Origin of the sequence: Acetomicrobium thermoterrenum DSM 13490, assembly GCF_900107215.1 — a bacterium.
Lineage (GTDB): Bacteria > Synergistota > Synergistia > Synergistales > Acetomicrobiaceae > Acetomicrobium > Acetomicrobium thermoterrenum.
Window position 1 is genome coordinate 194,314 of record NZ_FNPD01000001.1, and the last position, 24,169, is coordinate 218,482.

Genomic DNA, 24,169 nt, shown 5'->3' on the forward strand with positions numbered 1-24,169 from the left:
GGTGTGGTTTTATGCCTTGGAAACACAGCCATCTGGTAGACGTAGACGTCTTTAGCGAAGACGACTTTTACGTCGTCTTGGAAGAGGCTTGTAAGATGGAAGAGGTCATGGAAAGGCCATTAAAAAAGGTCCCCGCTTTGAGGGGAAAGGTCGTTGCCAATTTATTTTTCGAGCCATCCACGCGAACCAGGACGTCTTTTGAGCTTGCGGAAAAATTCTTGAGCGCCGACGTGATTAACTGGTCCGCCTCGGGATCAAGCGTATCAAAGGGGGAGAGCCTTCAGGATACTGCCAAGACGATCAAAGCAATGGGAGTGGATGCCGTTGTCGTTAGAAATAGGGAAGTCGGGACGCCGGAATACCTGATAAACAAGCTTTCGGGAACGTGCATCATCAACGCAGGTGACGGAGCGAGGGCTCACCCCACTCAGGCTTTGCTCGATCTTTATTCCGCCTGGAGACATTTTGGAGATTTGAAGGGCCGCAAAATGGCGATAATTGGCGACATACTGCACAGCAGGGTAGCAAGGAGTGACATTCACGCCTTCTCGAAAATGGGAGTTCATGTGGTGGTTTCAGGCCCAAGGTCCTTGATCCCCCTTCACGTTTTCGATCTCGCCGAATACGAACCGGATCCCAAAAAGGCCGTAGAAGGCGCCGATATTGTATATGCCTTGAGGATTCAGCGTGAAAGACAGGAGGAAGGTCTCTTTCCCAGCATCGATGAATATCACAATCGATGGGGCGTGAAGACAGAACTTCTGCGTAATGCCGAAAGAAATGCAATAGTGATGCATCCCGGCCCCATGAACAGGGGTGTCGAAATAGAAAGTTCTGTGGCTGACGGAAGCAGAAGTTTAGTGTTGGATCAGGTGAGAAGCGGTGTGGCCGTCAGGATGGCTTTACTTTTCCTGTATTTAGCCGGAGGTGCGGGTAGATGATTTGGTTGCGTAAAGTGTTCCTCTATGATGGAAGGAGTTTGAGAGAGGGCAAATGGGATCTTCTCCTTGAGAAGGGCAGTGTGACGAAGTTGGTTCCTTCAGAAAGCAACAGCTTGCAAGAAGAGGATGTATTTTACGATCTTGAAGGCTTCATGGCTTGTCCAGGGTTTGTCGATCTCCATGCCCATTTGAGGGATCCGGGCCAGACTTGGAGAGAGGATATCTATAGCGGTTCTCTTGCTGCCGCGGCAGGAGGTTTTACCCATGTGGTCGCCATGCCTAACACCACTCCGGCAGTGGACGAACCTTCTATCGTCCGTTACGTCGCAGAAAAGGGGAGGGTTGCCGGGGGAGCAAGGGTGCTTCCGTCGGGTGCCGTGACGGTGAAAAGAGAAGGCAGGCGGATTACCGAGATGTTAGCAATGAAAAAAGAAGGGGCGGTGCTTTTTACCGACGACGGCTCTCCGGTGATTTCGGCTAAGGCCATGCGAATAGCTCTTTTATACCTCAAGGATGTAGGGGTGCCCCTCATGGAGCATCCAGAAGAGTTAAGTCTTTCCGAAGGGGGGCAAATTAACGAAGGCAGAGTGAGTGCCCTTTGCGGTCTTAAGGGGATACCGCGAAGCTCCGAGATAATAGGAGCAGAAAGAGCGATAAGGTTGTGCGAGGAGACCTCCGGTCGTCTTCATCTGACTCACATAAGCACCAAAGAGGCTTTGGAGGCCATAAGGCGGGCCAAGGAACGGGGATTGCCAATTACGTGCGATGTGACACCTCACCACCTTCTCTTTGACGAAGAGACGATATTGCATTCTGCCTTTTCCTCTTCCCTTAAGGTCAATCCTCCGTTGAGGAGCGGAGAGGATGTGGAGGCTCTTTGGCGTGGCCTGGAGGATGGGACGATCGATGCCATAGCAACCGATCACGCCCCCTATCACGTAGACGAAAAGGATGTTGTCTTTGAGGCTGCGCCCTTTGGGATAGCTTCCCTTGAGTGCGCCGTGGCTGCAGTCATCGATAGATGGAATAGAAGGGGCAGGCCCTTTTCAAAGGAAAGGCTCTTCGAGCTTTTTTCGACGGGACCGGGAAGGGTAATCGGACTTGAGAGAAAACTGAAGCTCGGCTCGAAGGCCGACTTGACGATAATTGATTTGAACCTTGAGGGGAAAGTCGATGTGGCAAACTGGAAAAGCAAGGCGAGGATAACGCCATACGACGGCTTTACCTTTAAGGGATGGCCGGTATTGACCATCCTGGAAGGTAAAATAGTTTATAATCGTCTAAAAGAAGAGGTATGTCATGCATTGTAGCCGTGGACTGGAACGGGAAGGTTTTTTGATCGACAAGGCCTTTTTGGGCGGAGGCGTGTATTCGTTGAGATTTGAGACGAAAGAACTTCTTCCCGAAATTTTGCCGGGACAATTTTTTATGCTAGGACCTCATCGATGGAAAAGCGACCCCTTTTTGCTCAGGCCCTTTGCCGTGGTCGATTGGTCGGAAAATGACGTCGAATTTTTGGTGAAGGTTGTGGGCAGAGGTACGAAAGATATCGTCTCTTGCGAAAGAGGCACCCCCTTTCGCCTTCGGGGACCCCTTGGGAACGGTGTCTTTACTGCCGCAAGGGGAAGGTCTTTGGCGTTGGTCGCAGGAGGGATAGGAGTGGCGCCTTTGCTGTGCGCCTGGAAATTCCACTCCGATGTTGTAAGCAGCTTCGTCTTTGGCGTTTCAAACGGGGATTGGGCAGGCGTGGCAGATTGGGCAAGCAGTAAAGTCTCCGGTCTGACCGTGGCCTCCGACGACGGATCACTGGGTTACAAGGGAACTGCCCCGGACGTTTTAAAAAAAGAAGGGGATTTGATCGATGAGATATGGGCCTGTGGTCCTGTTCCCATGCTTAAAGCGGTATACGGGGCATTTGGGGGAAAGTCGCTTATCATGGCGTCGCTTGAGTCAAGGATGGGTTGCGGCATCGGGGGATGTCATTCCTGTACAGTGAAAACGCAAAGGGGCATGCTTAAAGTGTGCCATGACGGCCCTGTTTTCGATCTTTCGGAGGTATTTTTGGATGAGCTTATCTGACGTCTCGAAAAGCTTACCCGATTTGAGCGTTTCCATAGGCGGATTGACCCTTCCCTCCCCTTTGATAATAGCTTCGGGCCTTTGGCCTCACGATGCTTCCTTCTGGCAGGAGCCCTATAGTGCAGGCGTTGGAGCAATCTGCAGCAAGGGGTTGACTCGTCGCCCCAGGGCAGGCAACAGTGGCATCAGGATATGGGAAACCCCATCTGGAGTGCTTAATAGTATAGGGCTTCAAAACAGGGGAGTAGAGGTCTTTATAAAAGAAGAGTTGCCCCATCTTGCCAAAAGCGGGATTCCCGTAATCGTCAACCTGGCCGTGGAGTCCCTTGAAGAGACGACAGAGAGCCTGGTCTTGCTCAAATCCGCAGAGAAGGACATAGCGGCCGTGGAATTAAACGTTTCCTGTCCTAACGTCGATTGCGGCGGTATGGCCTGGGGAATGAGTGCGGATGGTGTCTCGAGCGTTCTTTTGGCGGCAAGAAAAGCTTGGGAAGGAAAGCTTTGGGTTAAGCTCACGCCTCAGGCCTTCGATTTGCCCTCCGTCGGAAGAGCTGCCGAGGATGGCGGTGCCGATGCCTTGGTGGTATCCAATACTTGGCTTGGAATGGCCATCGACGTGGAAGCCAAAAAGCCCGTATTCGACAGGATATTTGCGGGCCTGTCTGGCCCCGCCGTATTTCCTCTTGCATTGCGATGTCTTTACGAAGTGGCAGGGTCGGTCTCCATACCTGTAATAGGTTGTGGAGGCGTTTGCAGCGACGAAGATGTATTGGCCATGCTCCTTGCCGGGGCTGCCGCCGTAGAGATCGGCAGCATGCTGATGCATGACCTGAAATGCATATCTGATATCTATGAAAGTTTGACTAAAAGGATGGCCCTTTGGGGCGTCGGTTCCGTGGCGGATATAATAGGAAAGGGAAGAGGTGATCGCTTTTGAGCGAAATCGTACTGGCTTTGGACGTAAAGGACCTGACTTCCGCAGAAAAAATCCTGGAGATGCTGGGACCCGATTTGAAATACGTCAAAATAGGGCCGCGGCTTTTCTGTCAGGGAGGTAGAGACTTCATACTTTCTGTTGGGAAGAACTGGAAAGTATTTTTGGATATTAAGTTGCACGATATACCCAACACAGTCAAGGATGCCGTTTCAGCCATAGCCGAAATGGGAATCTTTGGGCTTACCCTCCACATTGCCGGAGGAAAGCGGATGTTGTGCGAGGCGGTGAAGGGGCGAAACGAAGCGAACCCCGATATGAAATTATTTGGCGTTACAGTCCTGACTAGCATTAACGAAGAAGAGTGGAAAGCCGTCTCTCCGGGATGCGGCATCGAAGATGCGATCGAAATGAGGACCAAACTGGCCGATGAGGCCGGCATAGACGGTGTCGTCTGCTCTCCCAGGGATTTAGAATCGATAAAGAGGGTTTCAGCCAAGCTTCTTACTTTAGTGCCCGGCGTTAGGCCTGAGGGTACTTCGAACGACGATCAGGCCAGGACTATGACTCCCGGTGAAGCCAAGAAGAAGGGAGCCGACTTTATAGTGATAGGCAGGCCAATCCTCCGGGCTTCGGACCCCCTAGAGGCGCTTACCGCTATCAAAGGGGAGGTGGCGTGTTCGTGAATGGCGTAAATGATGGAGATCTCCTGGAAAAGATGCTTGCCGACAGCGGTGCTTTGCTGGAAGGCCATTTCCTTCTGTCCTCCGGCCTCCATAGCGGTAACTATTTACAATGCGCTTTGCTTTTGCGGTTTCCGCGCTATGCAGCTTACGTCGGCGAAAGGTTGGCGAACTTAATAAGACCCAGCGCCCCCGATATCATAGCCAGCCCCGCGCTGGGGGGCATAATAATAGGCCATGAGGTGGCCAGGGCTTTAGACGTCCCCTTTATATTCTGCGAAAGAGAAGAGGGCAAGATGAGGTTGCGTCGGTTTCCCGCACCAGAGGGGATGAGATTTGCCGTCATAGAGGATGTGGTGACGACGGGAGGATCGATAAAGGAAGTCGGAGAAGCATTAGAGTTACTTGGCGGTAAATGGGTTGCCTCGGGGTGTATAGTGGACAGAAGCACGGAAAACACAGGTCTTGAAGTGGAGCTGTTTAGCCTTGCCAAGAAGGTCTTTCCCGTCTATAAACCGGAGGAATGTCCACTTTGTAAGGAAGGGCTTCCCCTAGTGAAACCAGGCAGCAAAAAAACAAAGGATATAAAATAATGAGCTACGAAAATGGCGGTCTTTTTGCGATGGCTGTACTTGTGAAAAAAACATTTCTTACCCTCTTTCTTCTTGCCCTGGTTTTCTTACCCTCGAAGGCCATGGCGGTCGAGGGTAAGATTGCCACGGTTGTGGCAACACCTCCCGAAGTTGCTGTCCTTGTCCGATTTGTAGGAGGTCCGGTAGTAGAGGTGCACTCGCTTTTCGACTGGGCCGAAGACGGTTCCCTGACCAAGCGTCTGAGGAGTTGGCCGAAAGATGCTTACCTGATTGCCCTGACGCCGGGAGAGAGAGGAATACCGAGGGGCGAAAAAAAGGTGAAGTACATATACGAGTTTTTGCCCTACGATAGATATGTCTTCGATAAATATTTCTTCGACCCGGCCACCATTTCTTTTACGGCAAGCCGTGTATTGGTTTTGCTCACCGAGATAGAGCCGTCCATGTACGACTACTTTCAAAGACGTTTGGCGGAATTTCAAAGCAGGTTGGACAGCGTGATCGGGGTGGGGAGGGAAATAATGGAGGGCCTTTTCATCCTCGATTTATCAGGAAGAATGGAGTTTTTACTGAAAGCCTCTGGCGCCGAAACGTTGAGACCGCCCGTAAATTGTTTTGATGATTGGAGAAGGGGCGAAGGTATCGTTGAACTGGAAAAATATATAGAATACGCAAAAGCAAGAGGAGGCCTTGTCGTGGCCGACGTATGGTCTCCTCCCTTGATAAGAGAAACCCTTTCAAATTTATCATGCGCCATCCTATTGCCGACGCCAAAGGTCGATGAGATGTGGACCACCTATTTGCACGATATCTACCTCACCCTTTGGAACCGATTTAAAGCGGTTTATGGTTAATTTATCTTTACTTTTCCCTTGCCCTCCAACACTTCTCCTATTACGTTGCTTCCCACAAAGCCCTTCTTTCTTGCGACGTCAAGTATGACATCCTCGACGTCGGGGTCGACGGCCAAAAGGAGACCTCCCGAAGTCTGGGGATCGAACAGCGCATCTTCCAAGTTTTCGTCAAGAGATTCCAATCCCGTAACCTTGCCCGTGCTTTTATAACAGTCTTTATTACGGTAGGCTCCTGCCGGGACGAGCCCCATCGATATTTTTTCGGTCACCCCTTCCAAAAGGGGAACCCTTTTGGCTTCAATTCTTATATCAATGTTTTCGTCTAACATGTTCAAAAGGTGACCGATGAGGCCGAAACCTGTTACATCGGTACAGGCATGGACCTTGCGGCGCACCTCTTGGGGCAGGTGCAAAGGCAGATCGTTTAAACTCACCATTTGAGATATCATGACTTCTTCCTCTTCTTTGCTGAGCAAATCGGCCTTCAGGGCCGTAGAAAAAACGCCGATTCCCAGCGGTTTAGTGAGAATGATCTTATCCTTCGGCCTCGCCCCGGTAGTGCGCCATATTTCGTTCAGGGCCACTTCGCCGTAAACAACGAGGCCATATTTCGGTTCTTCGTCCTCAACGGTATGTCCTCCGGCCATTATGGCACCGGCCTTCGTCGCCATTTCCATGCCACCCTCCAGGATGGCGGAAAGGGTATCCAGCGGCAGGCAGTTTATGGGAAAACCGACGACGTTTAAGGCCAGAAGCGGTCTTCCTCCCATGGCGAATACATCGCTTAGCGAGTTGGCAGCCGCTATCTGCCCCCAGGTATAGGGATCGTCAACGACGGGTGTGATTATGTCTACCGTCAGCACGGCAGCCCTTTCGTCGGAGAGGATCCACAGGGTAGCATCTTCTCCCCCCTTCCAGGAGGAAAGAAGCCTGGGATGTTCTTGTACCGTAAAGTTATCGAGCAATTTATTCAGGTCCGCCGGACCAAGTTTTGCGGCTCAGCCGCTCGTCCTTGCCAGTTCGGTCAAGCGCATCGGATCACCTTCTTCTTAAATGGATTACATCGCCTGTAGTAAGCGTTAAGGTTTCTTTCGGCGTGGCGACCAAAAGCGCACCTTCGCCAGTAATATCAAAAGCACGTCCGCTCACCTTTCCCTTGTCCAGATAAACGATCACTTGAGAGTTCAAGGTCAGGCAATGTCTTTTGTAATCGGCTATTGTCTTACTTCGCCCCTCCCGTGTCGCAAGCCTTGAAATTCGGTCCAAGACTTCGGTGCATGCTGTGGCTAAAAGGACTTCAAGATCGACCTCACGATTCAGTATATTTTTAACAGCAATTGCTTCCCTCGATATCCCTTCGGGCAAGCCAGAAAGATCTGTGTTGGCGTTTATCCCAATGCCCACGATGGCGTGATCAATTTCTTGGCCGCAGCTTGCGACCTCGCTTAATATACCACATAGTTTTTTTTCCTGATATAGTATGTCGTTTGGCCACTTCAGCTCACAGGGTATGTCGTATAATTTCTCCATCACATCTTTTATGGCTACCCCTGCGGCCAGACTTATCAGTTGGGGAGAGGGCAAGTTCCCTAATTTTTTGAAAAAAAGGGAAAAGTACAAACCTCCCTTCGGAGAGTGCCAGCTCCTTTCTCTCCTTCCCCTTCCTGCAGCCTGTTCTGCTGCCCAAACGACGAAGAGGTCTAGCCCTTCTTTATCGTAAAGCTCCCTTGCTTTAGTTTGAGTCGATTGAAGGACGTCGAATTTGAAGATGGGCAGTTTGAGTGTCTCGTTGCTAATACGGCTTTCTTCCATGGGCTATGTCTCTCCTGCTATTAAAATCTCCGTCAATGATATAATAAATTTTACCTTGAGGAAAAATAAAACTAAAAGACTATAATGGGAGGTATGCATATGGAATTAAAGCCGATTTCAACGGTTTTGGAGGAACTGCGCTCATCTTTGGATGAGTTGCGGGAAAGTCTTTGACGTCGATACCCTGGAAAGCGAGATAAAAGCTCTCATCGACAGAACTTCCTCTCCTGATTTTTGGAATTTTTCCGATGCTCAGAAAGTTACCCAAAAATTGTCCCACCTTCAAGATTTGTTGGGCCAGTGGCAAAGGATGAAGGCGGAATGGGAAGAACTGGAAGTTTTGGCCGAACTGCTTAATGAGACCGAAGATGAAGAGTTGATAGGTGAGTTTTACGATAAGGCATCTCGCTTGAGAAAAGAGATAGATTCCATGGAAATGGAGCTTCTTTTGGACGAGGAGTACGATGAATCGAACGCTATCTTGACCGTTCACGCAGGGGCAGGCGGTTTGGACGCCCAGGATTGGGCAGAAATGCTTTTGAGGATGTATTTGCGGTGGGCCGAAAGGCATAACTATGAAACAAAGGTAATCGATATACTCCCCGACGAGGAGTCCGGAATTAAATATGCCACTATCTTGATTAAGGGTTTTTGTTCCTATGGCTATCTGAAGGCCGAAAAGGGCATTCACAGGCTGGTCAGAATATCGCCCTTCGATTCGTCGAAGCGGAGGCACACCAGTTTTGCTTCCGTCGAGGTTATTCCCGAATTGCCTGATGATGCTGATATCGAGATAAGGCCGGAAGAGATAAGAATGGAGACCTTTAGGGCAAGCGGTGCCGGCGGCCAGTACGTCAACATGACCGATTCGGCTGTCAGGTTGATACATATCCCGACGGGCATAGTTGTGACCTGTCAGAACGAAAGATCCCAACACATGAACAGACAGGTTGCGATGCAGCTTCTCAAGGCAAAGCTGTACGAAAGGCGTCAACAGGAAAAGCAGAGAATGCTCGATGATCTCCACGGAGAGAAGAAGGAAATCGGATGGGGCAGTCAAATAAGGTCTTATGTATTGCACCCCTACACGATGGTTAAGGACCATCGGACGGGCTATACGTCCTACAGCGTCGATGCTGTGCTGGACGGGGACATCGACGATTTTGTAATAGCTTACCTGAGGATGCGCAAAGATACCATCAAGGCTAAGGGGGCTTAAAAATTATGGCTTTTAATGGGCTGTTTAAGAGCTTGGGCAGGAGGAGATTTTACCTCGCCTTTGTTTTGGCGTCGCTTCTGGTCTTTGGGCACGCATTTTTTAACGGTTCGGCTTTTGCCGCGACTTTCGTCCCAAAAGTTCCCCTCTTTCCTCTGAGCGAGCTTAAACCGGGAATGCAGGGAGAGGTCGTAACGGTAGTGAAGGGTCTGGAGCGGGTTTCCTTTCCTGCCGAAGTGGTGAGCATAATTCCCAGCCAAAGCGAGCCCAAAAGCCTAATCCTAATCAGGGCAAAGGGGCCTTTGGTGGAAAAAATCGGCGGAATAGCTGCCGGAATGAGCGGAAGCCCTTTCTTCATAGGGGGAAAGCTCGTTGGAGCAATCGGATACGGATGGGAATTCAGCGATCACAATCTCGGCTTAGTGACGCCAATCGAAGAGATGACCAAAGCCTTAGAGAGATCCTCCGGGGCAAACGGCGTGGTAAAACATGGTTTTTATGAAGGCAAAAATGCCCCCATGATAGCATCGGGAGTAAGCAGAAGGGGGGCAGAGAGGATATCCGACGATTTAAAGGGTAGAGCGGAGGTTTTGCCCTTCGATCTGCCGCAGGGAGGAATTTCCGTGGATTACAATGCAAAGCTCAATCCCGGTGATTCCGTAGGGGTTTTGCTGGCCTGGGGCGATGTCACCGTTGGTGCCACAGGAACTCTGACGGCATTGGACGACAAAGGTAATTTTTTGGCCTTCGCACACCCCTTTTTAAATCGCGGCGATGTTTCCTTTCCTCTTACGCGGTCATGGGTGCACGAGGTGATTCCCAGCATAAGAAGCCCCTTTAAACTGGGAAGCCCCCTTTCCATAGTTGGTGTAGTGAGCCAGGACAGACCACAGGCTATTGCGGGAAGGGTGGGGAGTTTTCCCCATGGCGTGGAAGTCTCGGTGAAGTTTACCGATGAATCTGGAAAAAGCACCTCCAAGCGATTCCAGGTAGTAAATGACCCCTTTTTGATGAACAGGGTACTGCCCGGCGCTTTGCTCGGGCTTCTGGACGATCTTTGGGGAAGGGTAGGCGAGGGAACGGGTTACATTTCCGTGAAAATAGAGGGTAAGGGCTTCACGGAAGGATTCTCGAGAAAAAATGTTTACTTTTCCGATAATGATATAATAGGACAAATTGTAAACCAGGAAATTATGAGATTAGTTTCCTCCCTTTCGCTGAACAGGTTCAAGGAGATAGAGCCAATGGGCATACACGTTGAACTTCAGGTCACCAGGAAACCGGAGATCGTATATATTGAAAAGTTGGAGATTCCCAACAAAGATGAGGCCAAGAAAGGCCAAGATTTGGATGTTCACGTGACTTTGAGAAATTTTCGCGGCGAACCCGAGGTGAAGAAGCTGAAACTAAAGGTTCCGGAAAGGGCTGCAGGATTGTGCGAGGTCGTCGTCAGAGGCGGTGGAATTGCGGAACCATCACAGGTGTCATTGATGTCCGGCTGGAGAGCCATAACTTCCTTCGATGAGCTTTTAAGCGAGATCAAAGCCGAGGAATCCAATAATCAGGTGATCGTGGAGTTACTTTACGGCTTTCTTCTCGAAGAGGGAGGGGGTATGCCCCTGGACGAAAATTACGAATTGGTTTCGGAGATGAAAAAACGTAGAATGGAGGAGGGCACCTTCAAAGTCTTCGATACGAACTATTACGTGGAGGGGCTCTTGAGGCGCACATTAACTATACAGAATATTGAGGGTAATTAAAACTTAAAACTATTGTGACGAGAGGGTAAAGGTTTTAAATCATGGTCAAATGGCTGGAGACCCTGGGCAAGGCGACTGCATCTTTTCTAGATCTTTTGGGGTGGATCGCGTCGTTGGCTTTTCATGTTTTGGTTCATTTGCCGCGTGCTCGTGTGGATCTTCGTTCCATCACAGATCAGATGGAGCGGGTAGGAGTGCAGTCGGTCTTCATGGTCTCCGTCATAAGTGCCTTTACAGGCATGGTGATGGCTGTCCAGACTTTGGATCAATTTATGAGGTTCGGCGCCTCCGGATATATCGGAGGGGTCATTGCCTTGAGCATGATAAGGGAAATGTCGCCAGTCTTAACGGGCATAGTGGTTGCCGGCAGAGTGGGGTCTTCCATGGCGGCCGAGATAGGGACTATGAGGGTGACGGAACAGCTCGATGCCCTGAGAGCCTTTGGTCTGGACGAATACGTTTTCGTAGGGGTGCCGAGGATTTTAGCAAGTTTGGTTATGCTGCCCATTTTAACTATATTTTCGATGACCGTAGGTACCTTGGGAGGCTATCTTTACGTCGCCTTTCGTGGCATCCACCCTCTCATATTCAAGGATTCCATAAAACTTTTGGTCGACGTCTATGACATTAATGGCGGCTTATTGAAATCCCTGGTCTACGGCTTCGTAATATCAATAGTAGCCTGCGCCTGCGGTTTCAGGGCTGAGGGAGGGGCTAAAGGGGTTGGCGAGACTACCACTTTAGCGGTAGTGTGGAGCAATATGTTAATTTTGATACTAAACTACATGCTGTCAACCCTTTTATTTGGAGGAAGGGTTTAGTGGAAGAATATATTTTGCGTTTCGAGAAGGTCAGCAAATCCTTCGGCGATAAGAAAGTTTTGAGGAATATAAGCTTTTCCGTGAAGAGGGGGGAAGTGGTCGCCCTCATGGGCCCTTCCGGTTGCGGTAAAACGACGGTCCTAAGGCTTATATTGAGGCTTATCGAGGCCGACGAAGGAGAAATCCATCTTTACGGCAGGGATATAACGCATCTTTCGGAAAGAGAACTGATAGATATCAGGAAGAAGGTGGGCATAGTCTTTCAAGGCGGAGCTTTATTCGATTCCATGACGGTCTTTGAAAACGTGGCATTTCCTCTCCGATACTGCCTTGACATCAAAGACGAAGGCTTAATGAGGGAAATGGTTTCTTCCATGTTGGAATCCGTTGAACTCCCGGATACGGAGGATCTCATGCCGGCCGATCTCTCTGGCGGCATGAGGAAGCGTGTGGCCCTTGCCCGAGCTTTGGTCTATAAACCGTCGTTTTTATTGTTGGACGAACCGACGACGGGGCTTGATCCCCAGACGGCAAGGCACATCGATCGCCTCGTAGCCGATTTGAGCAGAAGACACAATCTCTCCGCAATGACCGTTACGCACGATGTAGTGTCGGCGCTGGGGATTTCCGATAGGGTTTTTTTGATGAAAGAGGGAGACATCGTATGGATGGGAACCTCTGAGGAGTGGGAGGCCTCTTCGGATCCGGAGGTGACCTCTTTTCTTCTCGGAACCAAATCGATACGCCATAGGGGGAGTGCCCCATGAAGCAGGAGGTTAAAATAGGCCTGGTTGTGTTCCTTGGCTTGGCGCTCTTGGCTGGCTTGATATTTGTGTCGGGTGGTCGTTTAGTGCGTCAAAGGGGCTATATCTTGGAAGTTCAATTGCCAGAGGCAAAGGGGTTGCCTCCGGGAGCCCCGGTTTATATATCCGGTGTGGAGACTGGTTATGTGGAAGACGTCTTCCTCGCTGACAGGGGCGTAACCGTTTCTGCCTTCATCAAAGAAGGTGTGAATATACCCTCGGACAGCGAATTTTTCGTGCAGGGAGGAGGGCTTTTGGGAGAGGCGTCCCTTCAGATCAGAAGAGGGAGTAGCGATACCTTTATAGTCCCCCCGGGTCCAGTAAAAGGTACGACGACGCCTGATGTGTGGAGCGTTCTTGAGGAGATGGAAAGAAACCTCAATTCCCTGCGGTCTTTCATCGACAATCTTAGCGGTCTCATAGGCGATGAAGAGTTAGAAGACCTAAAAAAGGCCATGAAAAGAATTCCCTCATTTCTTGAAAGTGCCGAGGAGGCTTCGGAGAGCTTGAAGGGATTGTCCGACGAGGGCATAGTCTTTTTGGGTGACATGAGGGGAAGATTGGGGACTTTTCTGGATAATGCCAACGGCATGGTTTCAAATATGAACGAGATCCTGGCCGAAAACAGACAGGCATTCAAAGAGACCATGGCTAACGCAAGCGACTTGGTCGCCAGATTAAGCGCCATGGCGGAGGAATTGGATCGGGAAGGGCCCTTTGCTGCTGACGTCAAACAACTTGTAAAAAATGCCTCCGATGCTGCCCTTGCCTTCGAGAGATTCGTAGTCGAGCTCGAAAAGACTTTTTTCAGCGAGGGCGGGGATGGCGACGGTAAGGGCAATCTTCCCAAATTGCTCGAGGATGTAAGGCAAACCCAGGAAGCAGCCCAAAGCGCGTTAAAGGCCATCCAGGAGATAGAGGTAAAAGGAGATGTCTCCCTTAGGGGCAAGACCTTTGGAAGGGGAGAAGATGCCTACATGGATGTCAACGTGGCGCTCGGCATGAAAAACAGAAAGGATTTTCTGCTCTTTGGCGTCGACGATCTGGGCGACGGGAGCGACTTTACGTTAAGTTACGGATACAGGTGGAAATGGATATCCCTCTGGGGCGGTCTGGTCAGGGACGATTTGGGAGTAGGTCTCGGCTTAGGAGATCCGACCTCTTTTCCAATACAGTTGATCGGAAAATGGTGGGACGATGGATCGGGCGCATGGTCGTTGGAGGGTCGTTACAACCTCAACGATCGATACGGCCTTCTCTTTCGCCATGACGAATTGGACGACGAGAGACGCGAATCCGTAGGCGTTTATTACAAATTTTAAGGGTGATCGGGTTGTTTATTACTTTTGAAGGCATAGACGGTTCCGGAAAATCGACTCACGCCAAAAGATTGTACGAACATCTGTCGAACATTTTTGGGAACGAAAGAGTGCTGATCACACGCGAGCCGGGAGGATGGAGCGGAGGATCGCAGCTTCGTGATATCTTGCTACACAGCGATTGGAGACCTTGGAGCGAGTTTTTTCTTTTCATGGCAGACAGGTGCGAGCACGTTGAGGAGCAGATAAAACCTGCCCTGGTGAAGGGGCAGATAGTGATATGCGAACGTTACACCGATTCCACTCTTGCCTATCAGGGATGGGGCAAGGGACTGCCCTTGGAAGAGATGGAAAGGCTTTTTTCTCTGCTTGGTTTTCCCCTCCCCGATCTTACTATATGGCTAGATATTTCCGTTGATACGGCGATGAAGAGGATCAAAGCGAGAAGTGCCTCAGATAGACTCGAGGAAGAGAGGTTTCTCGCGGTGGTACGAAGGGGATACGAAGAGCTGTCCAAAAGAAACCCTGTCAGGATAAGGCGAGTCTTTTCCGGGGACGAAGAAGAAAAAGTTTTTGAAGAAATTGCCAGAGTAGTGGAGGACTTTATGGATGAAGGTGGAAAGGATAAATTATAAAGAAAGGCGTCATAGCGTAACGGCTGCAGATTGGGACAGCTCGACAAAGGGACACAGGGTGGAGGCGTAAAAAGGGCGAACCATTCGATGGGTACGTCGATAGGGAAGAGGTGGATTCTTTTTTGAGAGAGCTGGACGACCTGGGGATGGCCTTGTCCAGGTATCCCTCCAAAGAGCTGATACATAAATATAGGTTGCTCGTTCGTCAGATCATTGCCTTGATACTGGAGAAGTTGCGTGTTAAAAGAGAGTACGGATTTTCTTCGCGCAGCAACAAAATATATACGATTGTGGAAAGGACAGAGAGCTCTTTGTCGATGCTCGAGGATGCATTGGACAAAGAGAGAGAAAAGATCGTCATACTGAATATAATCGAGGAGATTAAGGGATGTCTGATATCGCTTTTGCTATAAGGAAAAGCGAGGCTTTCAAAACGATTTCCACGGCAATTATGTCTTCCAGAGCACCCCATGCGCTTTTTATAGAGGCACCAGATCCATTTCACGAGAAAATTGCCGTGGAGATGGCACGCCTTTATCTGTGCGAAAGCGGAAATGGAGACGACGAATGCCCCTCATGCAGGAGCTGGAACGAAGGGGATCACCCCGATTTTATAAGGCCCGTTGAATGGGGCAAGTCGCCCGGGATAGACGATTGCAGGAAAATGGCCGCTGAATTATATTTAGCTCCTGTTGTTGCACCGAGGCGCTTCCTTGCCATACCTAGGGGAAGCGGATTGTCCCTTCCTGCCGCCAACAGTCTGCTCAAAATATTGGAAGAACCTCCAACTTGGGGGGCTCTCCTCATACTTTCCGATGGCGGGGGATTGCCCGAAACGATTAAAAGTCGTACCTGGCAATTGACCATTGACCTGAAGGAAGAGGTAAGTCCGCTGGCGTTGCCCGAGGGAAAAGACGGTTGGCTGTCATTGATCGCGTCAGCCTCAAAGATGACGCAGCAGGAAGCCCTTGTTATGATGAATATGTGGATTAACTGGTGCCTCGGAAATGGCGAGATCGAAAGAGCTGCGATGATCGATAAGATCAGGTTGATAGCCGAAAAGGGGCACATCCCTAACTATATGGCCTTTGATCTCCTTTATGCTTTCTTGGAGGAGGAATTATCCGATGAATTATTTGATAATCTTTGGTAAGCCCCGATTTTTGGGGTTGATATATGATTGCGAAGTACATCTCGAAAAAAACGTTAAAGTCGTGGTAGAAAGCTCCAGAGGGCTCGAATTAGGATATGTCGCGGGGACTTTGAGCGAAGAACAGGTGCGTAAATATAAAGAAAAATTCGAGTCTCCTAAGGAGTACGACGAAGGCGATAATATAAGGTCGACAGAGCCCTTATGGCAGTGTGTTAACCTTTTGAGGTTAGCCGATGAGGAGGATCTTTCCGAAGCAGAACGGCAGAGAGGGGAAGAGGAAGAGGCCCTCCCCTTAGTGCGCAAAATACTCAAGAACCACGATCTTCCGATGAAGATAGTGGATGTGGAATATGTATTAGACAGAAAAAAGTTGTATTTTTATTTTACCTCGGAGCAGAGGGTGGATTTTCGATGCTTCGTAAAAGATCTCGCCAGGGAGTTTAAAACCCGAATAGAGCTGAGGCAGATAGGGGCAAGGGATGAGGCGAAGATCCTTGGGGGTTTGGCGCCCTGCGGAAATCCCTGCTGTTGTAATTATTGGATGTCTGAATTTTTCCCCATTTGCATCCGTATGGTAAAGGAGCAGAATTTAGCGCTTAATCCATCGAAAATATCGGGCCTCTGCGGTAGGCTCATGTGCTGCATGAGCTACGAATATGACTTCTATAAGCAACTATGGAAGGATTTGCCGAATCCCGGTACAAAAATAAAGACGCCCTCCGGAAATTACCATATATCAGGCGTCGATTTGGCGAGCAGTTCCGTGAGAATCAGAAGCCCCGAAGGAGTTGAGTTTTTAGTGCCTGTCGGTGAATTTGTCCTTTTTCGAAAGACCGTCGAGGATGGAGGTAAATGGAGTTTGCATCCAAAATCAGATGATATTGATATAGCTGAAGTTGCTCAGTCATTGAGCAAGACATGTACTTCAAGTGTCGAATCTTCTCCTTCGAGACCGTCGAATGACAACAGAAGAGAAGAAAAGAACGAAAACACACGCAACGGTAAAGGCAAAACAAAGCAAAAAACAAAAGGCAGAAAGCGTAAAAGTAAAATTTAATGAGGTGAAATGATGGCTTTTTTTGACGCATTAAAAGAAAAACTGCAAAACGTGAAAAAGGGCTGGTTAGGCTTAGGGTCTCTCTTTGCCCCGGGCAAGAAAATCGATGAATCCTTTTGGGATGGTCTGGAGGAGCAGCTTTTGCTTGGCGATGTGGGGGTCGACCTTACGGATGAACTCGTTGCCGAATTGAGACAGGAGGCCAAGAAATCTAATATAAAGGATGCGTCGGCTCTAAAGGAGAAATTCGTCGATCTTATCGTTCGAAAACTGGAGGAAATTCCCGGTATGGGAAAACCAATCGAGACAAAAAACAAACCTGCAGTGGTCTTGCTGGTAGGCGTCAACGGAAGTGGAAAGACTACAACGGCGGCAAAGTTGGCATCCAAATTTACAAGTGAGGGCAAAAAGGTCCTGTTGGCCGCTGCCGATACGTATCGCGCGGCCGCTATCGACCAGCTAAAGGTATGGGGTGAAAAGATAGGCGTTCGCGTCGTGGCCCACGATGTCGGAGGAGATCCGGCAGCCGTTATTTACGATGCGATAGAAAGCGCCGTTGCATCCGATGCGGACCTTGTGATTTCCGATACCGCAGGTCGGCTCCACACAAAGCACAATTTAATGGAGGAATTGAAAAAGGTCAAAAGGGTAGTGGAGCGGAGATTGCCCGAAGAGCCCTCCGAATCGCTGCTGGTTTTGGATGCAGTAATGGGGCAAAATGCCTTCTATCAGGCTGAGGTTTTCAACGAAGCACTGAGTTTGACGGGGGTCATCTTGGCTAAATATGATAACACTGCGAAAGGTGGTATAATTCTTGCGGTCGCCCAAAGGATGTCCCTTCCGATCAGATATGTGGGCTTGGGAGAGGGTAGCGAAGACCTTGAGCTCTTTGAGCCACGATCTTTTGTAGAGGCACTTCTGTCTTAATTGAGCGGCAAAGGAGGTCTGACTTTGGGAGAAGAAAGCCTGGATCATCATATCGTTTTGAGCGAAGATGCGACCGTTAGAGATTCTCTTAGAGCACTTTATGGGACCGCCTTCAAAGCAGCCAGTTTTTCCGTCGGCGACAAGACTTGCTTGATATCTAAGGACGAGCTGGTAACAGCTCGATGGGCAGCTATAGGTAAAGCCCTCTGGAACTATCTCGAGGCAAAGGATATGGCTTTGAAGGTCGAGGAGAGGGAAAAGAAGGGGGCTGTTCCCTTGAGATGGAATGGATTAGACCTCGGTTTTTTGACCTGCCGAAAGAAAAGAAAGAGCCCGAGCAAAGGAAAGGAACCCAAGAATGGCTCCTCCTCTGGTTAAGCTGCTGGTGGGTTTTTTATTCCCCGACGAAGCTTTTTATAGGTGGACGATCGACGGCATATCCTCGCTGTGGGGGTCCGTAGAGAGGAGGAGTCCGGTTTATCCCTTTGACCATACCGATTATTACAGGGATATATCCCCCGTCCTTTATAAGGCTTTCGTCAGCATGGAGGGCCTTTGGCCTGCAGATCAGCTTGTAAGGTGGAAAGTGCAGGCAATTGTCCTGGAAAAACAGAGCGGGCACAAACGCAAGATAAACGTTGATCCGGGCTACGTCGACGGAGCAAGGTTGGTTCTGGCATCAACGAAGGATCATGCCCATAGGATTTACATTTCGGAGGGCATATTTGCTGAGGTGACCCTGCGTTATATGTTCGGCAAGTGGGTTTCCTACGATCATACCTTCCCGGATTTCAAGAGCGGCCTTTACGACGACTTTCTTGACGTAGTGCGTAGGGATTGGGTTTCCGACATGAGGAAAAGGAGGACTCTTCAGTGATAGAACGTTACGAAACCGAAGTTATGCGCCACATATGGAGCGATGAAAATAAATATCGGACCTGGCTTGAAGTGGAATTGGCGGTTTGTCACGCATGGAAGGAAGAGGAGGTAATACCCCGAGAAGCTTACGAGGTTATCAAGGAAAGGGCGACCTTCGATATCGAACGCATAAAGGAAATAGAATCTAAAGTTCATCATGACGTAATAGCCTTTGTCTCTTGTGTTGCCGAAAGCGTCGGAGAGGAGGGGAGGTTCATCCACCTGGGCCTCACAAGCAGCGATGTCCTGGACACGGCATCGGCCCTACTTTTAAAAAGATCTCTCGAAGTTGTCATGGAAGAATTGTCCTTGCTGTCCAAGCTTGTGTTGGACAAAGCCTTTTCCTGCAAATACTTGCCTTGCATAGGCAGGACCCATGGAGTTCACGCAGAACCAATGAGTTTCGGCCTTAAACTCCTAAATTGGCATTCTCAGCTGAAGCGATCGCAGGAGCGCTTGAGTTTGGCTCATGACCAGATAAATTACGGAAAAATATCGGGAGCGGTAGGTACTTACGCCCACTGTCCGCCGTCGATAGAAAAAAGGGCCTGCTTGCTTTTAGGCTTAAAGCCGGCGCCCATATCCAATCAAATCCTTCAGAGAGACAGTCATGCCTTCCTTTTGCAAACCCTCGCTTTGCTTGCTTCCTCTTTGGAAAATATGGCCCTGGAGATCAGGCATCTACAGCGTACCGAAGTGTTGGAGGCAGAGGAACCCTTTTTAAAGGGTCAAAAAGGCTCCTCTGCAATGCCGCACAAAAGAAACCCCATTTTATGTGAGCGCATATGCGGGATGGCGCGCCTGCTCAGGGGATATAGCCTTAGCGCAATGGAAAACGTGGCGCTTTGGCACGAGAGGGATATTAGCCATTCCTCGGTCGAGAGGGTTGTCTGGCCCGATGCCTTTCATATCACCCACTACATGATTCGCACTTTTAAGCGCATTGTGGAGTTTATGGAAATAGATGCTGAAAGGATGGCCAAGAACATCGAGCTGACCAGAGGGCTGATTTTCAGTCAGAGGGTGTTGCTTGCTCTCGTCGAAAGGGGCATGAACAGAGATGAGGCTTATGGGATCGTTCAACGGTATGCCCTGAAATGTTGGAACGGAGAGGGCGATTTCAGGGTGATGCTGTCTCAAGATCCGGCAATATCCTCTTTGCTTTCGGCGGATCAATTGCGTGAGCTTTTCGATATTGGCTATTACTTGCGATATGTTGATGATATATTCGACAGGTTCGACAAATAATGGAGGTGTGCATCTTGGGCGTTCCCGACAGGAATATGGCTTTAGAGTTGGTAAGGGCAACGGAAGCTGCAGCCATGGCTGCAGGGCGTTGGATGGGGCGTGGCGACAAAAACGCCGTGGATAATGCGGCCGTTAATGCCATGAGGTATATGTTGAACACCGTTTCAATGGATGGAGTTGTGGTCATTGGCGAGGGAGAAAAGGACCGGGCTCCCATGCTTTTTAACGGCGAAAAGTTGGGTCTGGGTTGCGAACCGGAGGTGGACATTGCCGTAGATCCCGTCGACGGTACTACCCTTACGGCGCTGGGAAGGCCAAATGCCGTAAGTGTCGTCGCAGTAGCTGAAAGCGGAAGCCTCTACAGTCCGAAGCACATATTTTACATGAACAAGATAGCTACCGGTCCTGAGGCGGCAGAAGTCATTGATATTGAGTTGTCTCCATCGGAGAACATCCGGCGCGTAGCGAAGGCGAAACACAAGGCCGTAGAAGATGTCACGGTAGTAGTGCTTGACAGGCCTCGTCACGATAGCTTGATTCAGGAGATAAGATCTTTAGGTGCCAGGATAAAATTAATACCCGACGGAGACGTTGCGGGCGCGTTGATGACATGTAAGGAAGATAGCGGCATAGATCTTCTCTTAGGCGTTGGGGGTTCGCCCGAAGCCGTAATATCGGCATGCGCCATTAAATGCATTGGCGGTAATTTTCAATGCAAACTTTGGCCGAGAAACCGCGAGGAAAGAGAGCGTTGCCTTGAAATGGGCATGGATATAGATAGAGTGCTAAATATAGATGATCTGGTAAAAAGCGATAACGTTTTCTTCGCAGCTACGGGCGTTACCGACGGTGAGCTTCTGAAGGGAGTCCGTTACGGAGGCGCCACGATAACGACCCACTCCCTTGTAATGCGATCGAAAAGCGGCACCGTCAGGTACGTGGAGGCAATACATCGGAGCAAGAAGTTGTACGAGATAAGCGATATCGAGTACTTGCCCAGGATGTCGAAGGGCCAATTATAATTTTTATAACATTTCTTGAACAGGAGGAGATCCCATGTTATCCGATATCGAAATAACCCAAAGATCAAAGCTAAAACACATAAGGGAGATAGCACAAGACTTAGGAATACCCGAAAGGTATTTACTCCCCTACGGCCACTACAAGGCCAAGGTGGACGTAAACTACATGAAGGATTTAAAGGAAAGGCCCGACGGTAAGCTCATACTTGTCACCGCAACAACCCCCACCCCTGCGGGGGAGGGAAAGACTACCACTACGGTAGGTCTTACTCAAGCTTTGGTGAAGCTAGGCAAAAAGGCCATGTTATGCCTTAGAGAACCCTCGCTTGGTCCCTGCTTTGGCGTTAAGGGTGGAGCTGCGGGAGGAGGCTACTCCCAGGTACTTCCCATGGAGGAGATAAACCTCCACTTCACGGGAGACATACACGCCGTAGAGACGGCCCACAACCTGCTTGCAGCCTTGTTGGATAACCACCTGCACCAGGGAAATCCCCTTAAGATAGACCCCAGGGAGATAACCTGGAGGAGGGCCATGGACATGAACGAGAGGGCCTTGAGGAACGTGGTCATAGGCCTTGGAGGGAGGGCAAACGGCGTACCCAGAGAATCGGGATTTGACATCACCGTGGCCTCCGAGGTGATGGCCATATTGTGCCTATCAAACGACCTAGCCGACCTAAAGGAGCGCCTCTCCAAGGTGGTCGTAGGCTACGACGAAAACGGAAACATGATAACAGCAGGAAACTTGAAGGCCCACGGCGCAATGGCAGCCCTCCTTAAGGAAGCCATAAACCCAAACCTGGTTCAGACCATAGAACACGTCCCCGCCTTCGTCCACGGAGGACCCTTTGCCAACATAGCACACGGCACGAACTCCATAATAGCCACGAAGATGGCCTTAAAGCTAAGGGATTACGCCGTCGTCGAAGCGGGCTTTGCCTCCGACCTGGGAGCGGAGAAGTTCTTCGACATAGTCTGCAGGTTTGCGGGCCTCTCCCCCTCGGCAGTCGTCTTGGTCACCACCGTCAGGGCCCTGAAGCACCACGGAGGAGTGAAAAAGGAAGACCTCTCCAAGGAAAACCTTGAGGCGCTATCCCGGGGCTTAGAAAACCTCAAAGCCCACCTCGACATACTCTCCAACTTCGGCATTCCCGTGGTGGTGGCATTAAACAAGTTCAACTCCGACACCGATGGGGAGATAGAGATGGTCATGAAGGCTACGGAGGAAAGAGGCGCCAGGATAGCCCTTTCCGAGGTATGGGAGAAGGGGGGAGAGGGAGGCATAGATCTGGCAAGAAAGGTCTTGGAGGCTACGAAAGAGGAAAAAAGCTACAAACCTCTCTACGAGTTAGACCTTCCCCTTACGGAAAAGATAAGGACCATAGCGACCAAAGTTTACGGAGCAGAGGACGTGGAATACTCCTCTCAGGCCCTAAAGACCATAAAAAACCTGGAGGAAAAGGGCTTCGGCGGCCTTCCCGTCTGCATGGCGAAGACCCAGCTATCCATATCCGACGACCCTCAAAAGCTTGGAAGGCCTAAAGGATACAAGCTAACGGTAAGGGAAGTGAGGCTGTCGGCGGGAGCCGGCTTCGTCGTTGCCATATGCGGTAACATAATGACCATGCCGGGCCTTCCTAAAAAGCCTGCCGCAGAGTTCATAGACATAGACGAAGAGGGGAACATAACGGGGTTGTTTTAAGTACACATGCATAACGGGGAAGCGGAGGCTTCCCCGTTATGCATGTGGCGGTTTGAGTATCCTTATTTCACCTCAGGTATCTCCAGTCCAATTTCCTTGTAGTAGCGAATAGCTCCGTCGTGAAGAGGAACCGATAATCCGTCGAATGCGGTCTCAAGGGTTATTAGCTGGGCCTTGGCGTGAACGCGCTGTACCTCATCGATATGCTCCCAAAGCGCTTTGGTGAATTGATACACAACTTCTTCGGGAACGTCGGCATCGACAGCCAGCATGGCCATGACCGCGGGAGTTTGAACGTCGCGATCTATCCCCTTATAGGTGCCGGCAGGAATGGTGTCTTTGATGTAGAACGGATATTTTTCCTGCAGCTTGGCTAAGAAATCATCGTCGAAACTCACCAGATCGACATCGTGGGTGGTAGCAAGGTCCATTATGGCAGCCACAGGATAGCCTCCGACGACGAATCCGGCATCGAGCTGACCGTCCTTCATGCGGTCAACGGTGTTGTTGAAATCGAGAAAATCCACTTTCATGTCATCGTATTTGATTCCTGCGATATCCAGAAGGCAGCGCATGTCCGCTTCAGTTCCCGAACCGGGGGCTCCCACGGAGACCCTCTTGCCCTTCAGGTCGTAAATGTTTTTTATGTTGGCCTTTTTCATCACAACCAGGTGATTGGTTTCCGGATAGAGGGTTGCTATTGCCCTGATATTGGGAAAGGCATTTTTAAACATTATTTCGCCCCTAGCAGCCCACCAGGCTGTATCGTTTTGTACGAAGGCAAACTCGATGCTGTGGGTTCCAAGCAGGTTCAGGTTGGCAACTGCGGCATTTCCGGTTTCTGCCGTGGCCTGGATGTCTTCCGCATAACGGCTCACTACGTCGGCAATACCTCCGCCTATCGGGTAATAGGTCCCTCCCGTGCCGCCCGTGGCGATGGAAACAAAGGTCTTGGCCTGAGCCGTGCCTACCGAAAAGACGAGACCTACAACCAAAGCCATTAACAAAACTTTTCTTATTCTCATTTGATCCCCTCCTCATTGTTATTGATAGATCTTATTGCCACCTAATGCACAAAACTCTATGTTATTTTAAAATATAAACGATAAGACGGTATATTTCAAGACTCGTTTGCTTGATTTAACAAGATAAAAGTGATGCGAAGGAGCGATGGTTCGATGTTGGAGAAAAGAGAAGAGAGCGAAAGGTTTGGAGAGGCTGTCGAAGAGCTGGGAGAGGACGAAGAAATACTGGGCACTCTCGAGGTGTCCTACGATATCCGTCAGGAGAGCCAGGTTGGAAGGGTTGCGGTTTTGCTAGCTGCCACGACTAATAAAAACGAGGAAGAGTATCTCAAGGAGCAGATCAAAAGGCTCGGCTGGAGAGCTGTGGCTACGGAAGTAGGAGGTTTAGTCGGTAACATATCCGGCAAATTGACGCGTTCTCTGGTCGGGGCGGCGCTAAACGGCAATGTGGTCAAGAAGACGGGTAGCGAAATGCACGCTCTAATGCACGCCTCGATGGAAGCAATAAACAGTTTTTTGCCGATTTGCCTGTTGGAAGCGAGCGTTGGGGCAAAATTGGCCATTGTTCGAAGCAAAAAATGGATAGGAGTTGCTATAATTGGTGACAGTGCCTATCATGCTGCCGCTCACCACGACAGGTGCGGTTTGGGCGTCATGCACATTTGAA

26 protein-coding genes are annotated in these 24,169 nt (G+C 49.9%); 23 read left to right on the plus strand and 3 right to left on the minus strand.

Annotated elements, in window-relative coordinates:
- Positions 1-11 precede the first annotated feature (11 nt).
- The 7 genes from BLU12_RS01055 to BLU12_RS01085 are packed head-to-tail and all read left to right on the plus strand — an operon-like array spanning position 12 to position 6,084.
- Positions 12-941 carry an aspartate carbamoyltransferase catalytic subunit gene (locus tag BLU12_RS01055; protein WP_091459928.1) on the plus strand — a complete coding sequence of 310 codons (930 nt, stop codon included), beginning with the start codon at positions 12-14 and terminating at the stop codon, positions 939-941.
- The gene (locus BLU12_RS01060; RefSeq protein WP_091459929.1) at positions 938-2,251 is read left to right on the plus strand and encodes a dihydroorotase; all 1,314 of its coding nucleotides are present in this window, start codon (positions 938-940) and stop codon (positions 2,249-2,251) included. The genes BLU12_RS01055 and BLU12_RS01060 overlap by 4 nt, the downstream gene beginning before the upstream one ends.
- Positions 2,241-3,020, plus strand: a complete 780-nt coding sequence (locus BLU12_RS01065) for an iron-sulfur cluster-binding protein (RefSeq protein WP_091459930.1) — start codon at positions 2,241-2,243, stop codon at positions 3,018-3,020. The genes BLU12_RS01060 and BLU12_RS01065 overlap by 11 nt, the downstream gene beginning before the upstream one ends.
- Positions 3,007-3,957 (plus strand): dihydroorotate dehydrogenase, encoded by a 951-nt coding sequence (locus BLU12_RS01070; RefSeq protein WP_091459931.1) that lies wholly within the window; start codon positions 3,007-3,009, stop codon positions 3,955-3,957. The genes BLU12_RS01065 and BLU12_RS01070 overlap by 14 nt, the downstream gene beginning before the upstream one ends.
- The gene (gene pyrF / locus BLU12_RS01075) at positions 3,954-4,640 is read left to right on the plus strand and encodes an orotidine-5'-phosphate decarboxylase (RefSeq protein WP_091459932.1); all 687 of its coding nucleotides are present in this window, start codon (positions 3,954-3,956) and stop codon (positions 4,638-4,640) included. The genes BLU12_RS01070 and pyrF overlap by 4 nt, the downstream gene beginning before the upstream one ends.
- The gene (pyrE, locus tag BLU12_RS01080) at positions 4,637-5,230 is read left to right on the plus strand and encodes an orotate phosphoribosyltransferase (RefSeq protein WP_091459933.1); all 594 of its coding nucleotides are present in this window, start codon (positions 4,637-4,639) and stop codon (positions 5,228-5,230) included. The genes pyrF and pyrE overlap by 4 nt, the downstream gene beginning before the upstream one ends.
- Positions 5,230-6,084 carry a hypothetical protein gene (locus tag BLU12_RS01085; RefSeq protein WP_091459934.1) on the plus strand — a complete coding sequence of 285 codons (855 nt, stop codon included), beginning with the start codon at positions 5,230-5,232 and terminating at the stop codon, positions 6,082-6,084. Before pyrE ends, BLU12_RS01085 begins: the two co-directional genes overlap by 1 nt.
- Here BLU12_RS01085 and selD read toward each other — a convergent pair.
- Both selD and BLU12_RS01095 read right to left on the minus strand, forming a co-directional pair.
- Positions 6,081-7,118, minus strand: coding sequence for a selenide, water dikinase SelD (selD, locus tag BLU12_RS01090; protein ID WP_091459935.1), 1,038 nt, complete (start codon positions 7,116-7,118; stop codon positions 6,081-6,083). The genes BLU12_RS01085 and selD overlap by 4 nt on opposite strands.
- A 4-nt stretch (positions 7,119-7,122) precedes the next feature.
- Positions 7,123-7,896, minus strand: coding sequence for a biotin--[acetyl-CoA-carboxylase] ligase (locus BLU12_RS01095; RefSeq protein WP_091459936.1), 774 nt, complete (start codon positions 7,894-7,896; stop codon positions 7,123-7,125).
- A gap of 99 nt (positions 7,897-7,995) precedes the next feature.
- Here BLU12_RS01095 and prfB point away from each other — a divergent pair.
- The 15 genes from prfB (at position 7,996) to BLU12_RS01170 (ending at position 22,477) form a co-directional block, all read left to right on the plus strand.
- Positions 7,996-9,115, plus strand: a protein-coding gene (gene prfB, locus BLU12_RS01100) for a peptide chain release factor 2 (RefSeq protein WP_143270366.1) whose coding sequence is annotated in 2 segments (ribosomal slippage) — positions 7,996-8,067 and positions 8,069-9,115 — 1,119 coding nt in all. Because the reading frame shifts where the segments join, the coding sequence is not laid out codon by codon here.
- A 5-nt stretch (positions 9,116-9,120) separates the two neighbouring features.
- Complete coding sequence (locus tag BLU12_RS01105) at positions 9,121-10,872, plus strand: SpoIVB peptidase S55 domain-containing protein (RefSeq protein ID WP_091459939.1); 1,752 nt, start codon at positions 9,121-9,123, stop codon at positions 10,870-10,872.
- 41 nt (positions 10,873-10,913) lie between these two features.
- On the plus strand, positions 10,914-11,693 hold the full coding sequence (locus tag BLU12_RS01110; RefSeq protein ID WP_091459941.1) for an MlaE family ABC transporter permease: 780 nt from the start codon (positions 10,914-10,916) through the stop codon (positions 11,691-11,693).
- Complete coding sequence (locus BLU12_RS01115; RefSeq protein ID WP_091459943.1) at positions 11,693-12,460, plus strand: ABC transporter ATP-binding protein; 768 nt, start codon at positions 11,693-11,695, stop codon at positions 12,458-12,460. The genes BLU12_RS01110 and BLU12_RS01115 overlap by 1 nt, the downstream gene beginning before the upstream one ends.
- On the plus strand, positions 12,457-13,818 hold the full coding sequence (locus BLU12_RS01120) for an MlaD family protein (protein ID WP_091459945.1): 1,362 nt from the start codon (positions 12,457-12,459) through the stop codon (positions 13,816-13,818). The genes BLU12_RS01115 and BLU12_RS01120 overlap by 4 nt, the downstream gene beginning before the upstream one ends.
- A 2-nt stretch (positions 13,819-13,820) precedes the next feature.
- Complete coding sequence (gene tmk / locus BLU12_RS01125; protein ID WP_091459946.1) at positions 13,821-14,450, plus strand: dTMP kinase; 630 nt, start codon at positions 13,821-13,823, stop codon at positions 14,448-14,450.
- Positions 14,451-14,572: 122 nt separating this feature from the next.
- On the plus strand, positions 14,573-14,863 hold the full coding sequence (locus BLU12_RS01130) for a DUF327 family protein (protein WP_234945351.1): 291 nt from the start codon (positions 14,573-14,575) through the stop codon (positions 14,861-14,863).
- Complete coding sequence (locus tag BLU12_RS01135; RefSeq protein ID WP_091459948.1) at positions 14,839-15,603, plus strand: DNA polymerase III subunit delta'; 765 nt, start codon at positions 14,839-14,841, stop codon at positions 15,601-15,603. Before BLU12_RS01130 ends, BLU12_RS01135 begins: the two co-directional genes overlap by 25 nt.
- Positions 15,578-16,660, plus strand: a complete 1,083-nt coding sequence (locus BLU12_RS01140) for a PSP1 domain-containing protein (protein ID WP_091459949.1) — start codon at positions 15,578-15,580, stop codon at positions 16,658-16,660. The genes BLU12_RS01135 and BLU12_RS01140 overlap by 26 nt, the downstream gene beginning before the upstream one ends.
- 9 nt (positions 16,661-16,669) lie before the next feature.
- Positions 16,670-17,587 (plus strand): signal recognition particle-docking protein FtsY, encoded by a 918-nt coding sequence (gene ftsY, locus BLU12_RS01145; RefSeq protein WP_091459951.1) that lies wholly within the window; start codon positions 16,670-16,672, stop codon positions 17,585-17,587.
- A 24-nt stretch (positions 17,588-17,611) separates the two neighbouring features.
- Positions 17,612-17,965: a hypothetical protein gene (locus tag BLU12_RS01150; protein WP_091459953.1), complete on the plus strand. Its 354-nt coding sequence runs from the start codon at positions 17,612-17,614 to the stop codon at positions 17,963-17,965.
- Complete coding sequence (locus BLU12_RS01155; RefSeq protein WP_091459955.1) at positions 17,946-18,464, plus strand: DUF4416 family protein; 519 nt, start codon at positions 17,946-17,948, stop codon at positions 18,462-18,464. Before BLU12_RS01150 ends, BLU12_RS01155 begins: the two co-directional genes overlap by 20 nt.
- Entirely contained in the window at positions 18,461-19,753 is a 1,293-nt protein-coding gene (gene purB / locus BLU12_RS01160) for an adenylosuccinate lyase (RefSeq protein WP_091459957.1), read from the plus strand. Before BLU12_RS01155 ends, purB begins: the two co-directional genes overlap by 4 nt.
- Before the next feature lie 14 nt (positions 19,754-19,767).
- Complete coding sequence (gene glpX / locus BLU12_RS01165) at positions 19,768-20,775, plus strand: class II fructose-bisphosphatase (RefSeq protein WP_091459958.1); 1,008 nt, start codon at positions 19,768-19,770, stop codon at positions 20,773-20,775.
- 34 nt (positions 20,776-20,809) lie between these two features.
- Entirely contained in the window at positions 20,810-22,477 is a 1,668-nt protein-coding gene (locus tag BLU12_RS01170) for a formate--tetrahydrofolate ligase (protein ID WP_091459960.1), read from the plus strand.
- A 62-nt stretch (positions 22,478-22,539) separates the two neighbouring features.
- Here the strand turns inward: BLU12_RS01170 and BLU12_RS01175 are convergent, their stop codons facing one another.
- Positions 22,540-23,502, minus strand: coding sequence for a TAXI family TRAP transporter solute-binding subunit (locus BLU12_RS01175; protein ID WP_091459961.1), 963 nt, complete (start codon positions 23,500-23,502; stop codon positions 22,540-22,542).
- A 153-nt stretch (positions 23,503-23,655) separates the two neighbouring features.
- On the opposite strand from BLU12_RS01175, the gene BLU12_RS01180 reads away from it, so the two are divergent.
- Positions 23,656-24,168 carry a HutP family protein gene (locus BLU12_RS01180; protein ID WP_091459963.1) on the plus strand — a complete coding sequence of 171 codons (513 nt, stop codon included), beginning with the start codon at positions 23,656-23,658 and terminating at the stop codon, positions 24,166-24,168.
- The last annotated feature ends 1 nt before the right edge of the window (position 24,169 follow it).

Coding starts and splice junctions, on each gene's coding strand:
- BLU12_RS01085 (WP_091459934.1), top strand. CDS start 5,230: ATGAGCTACGAAAATGGCGGTCTTTTTGCGATGGCTGTACTTGTGAAA.
- BLU12_RS01110 (WP_091459941.1), top strand. CDS start 10,914: ATGGTCAAATGGCTGGAGACCCTGGGCAAGGCGACTGCATCTTTTCTA.
- BLU12_RS01135 (WP_091459948.1), top strand. CDS start 14,839: ATGTCTGATATCGCTTTTGCTATAAGGAAAAGCGAGGCTTTCAAAACG.
- BLU12_RS01180 (WP_091459963.1), top strand. CDS start 23,656: ATGTTGGAGAAAAGAGAAGAGAGCGAAAGGTTTGGAGAGGCTGTCGAA.
- BLU12_RS01140 (WP_091459949.1), top strand. CDS start 15,578: ATGAATTATTTGATAATCTTTGGTAAGCCCCGATTTTTGGGGTTGATA.
- BLU12_RS01095 (WP_091459936.1), bottom strand. CDS start 7,896: ATGGAAGAAAGCCGTATTAGCAACGAGACACTCAAACTGCCCATCTTC.
- BLU12_RS01060 (WP_091459929.1), top strand. CDS start 938: ATGATTTGGTTGCGTAAAGTGTTCCTCTATGATGGAAGGAGTTTGAGA.
- BLU12_RS01170 (WP_091459960.1), top strand. CDS start 20,810: ATGTTATCCGATATCGAAATAACCCAAAGATCAAAGCTAAAACACATA.
- BLU12_RS01105 (WP_091459939.1), top strand. CDS start 9,121: ATGGCTTTTAATGGGCTGTTTAAGAGCTTGGGCAGGAGGAGATTTTAC.
- BLU12_RS01155 (WP_091459955.1), top strand. CDS start 17,946: ATGGCTCCTCCTCTGGTTAAGCTGCTGGTGGGTTTTTTATTCCCCGAC.
- BLU12_RS01065 (WP_091459930.1), top strand. CDS start 2,241: ATGCATTGTAGCCGTGGACTGGAACGGGAAGGTTTTTTGATCGACAAG.
- ftsY (WP_091459951.1), top strand. CDS start 16,670: ATGATGGCTTTTTTTGACGCATTAAAAGAAAAACTGCAAAACGTGAAA.
- BLU12_RS01070 (WP_091459931.1), top strand. CDS start 3,007: ATGAGCTTATCTGACGTCTCGAAAAGCTTACCCGATTTGAGCGTTTCC.
- BLU12_RS01175 (WP_091459961.1), bottom strand. CDS start 23,502: ATGAGAATAAGAAAAGTTTTGTTAATGGCTTTGGTTGTAGGTCTCGTC.
- BLU12_RS01120 (WP_091459945.1), top strand. CDS start 12,457: ATGAAGCAGGAGGTTAAAATAGGCCTGGTTGTGTTCCTTGGCTTGGCG.
- BLU12_RS01055 (WP_091459928.1), top strand. CDS start 12: ATGCCTTGGAAACACAGCCATCTGGTAGACGTAGACGTCTTTAGCGAA.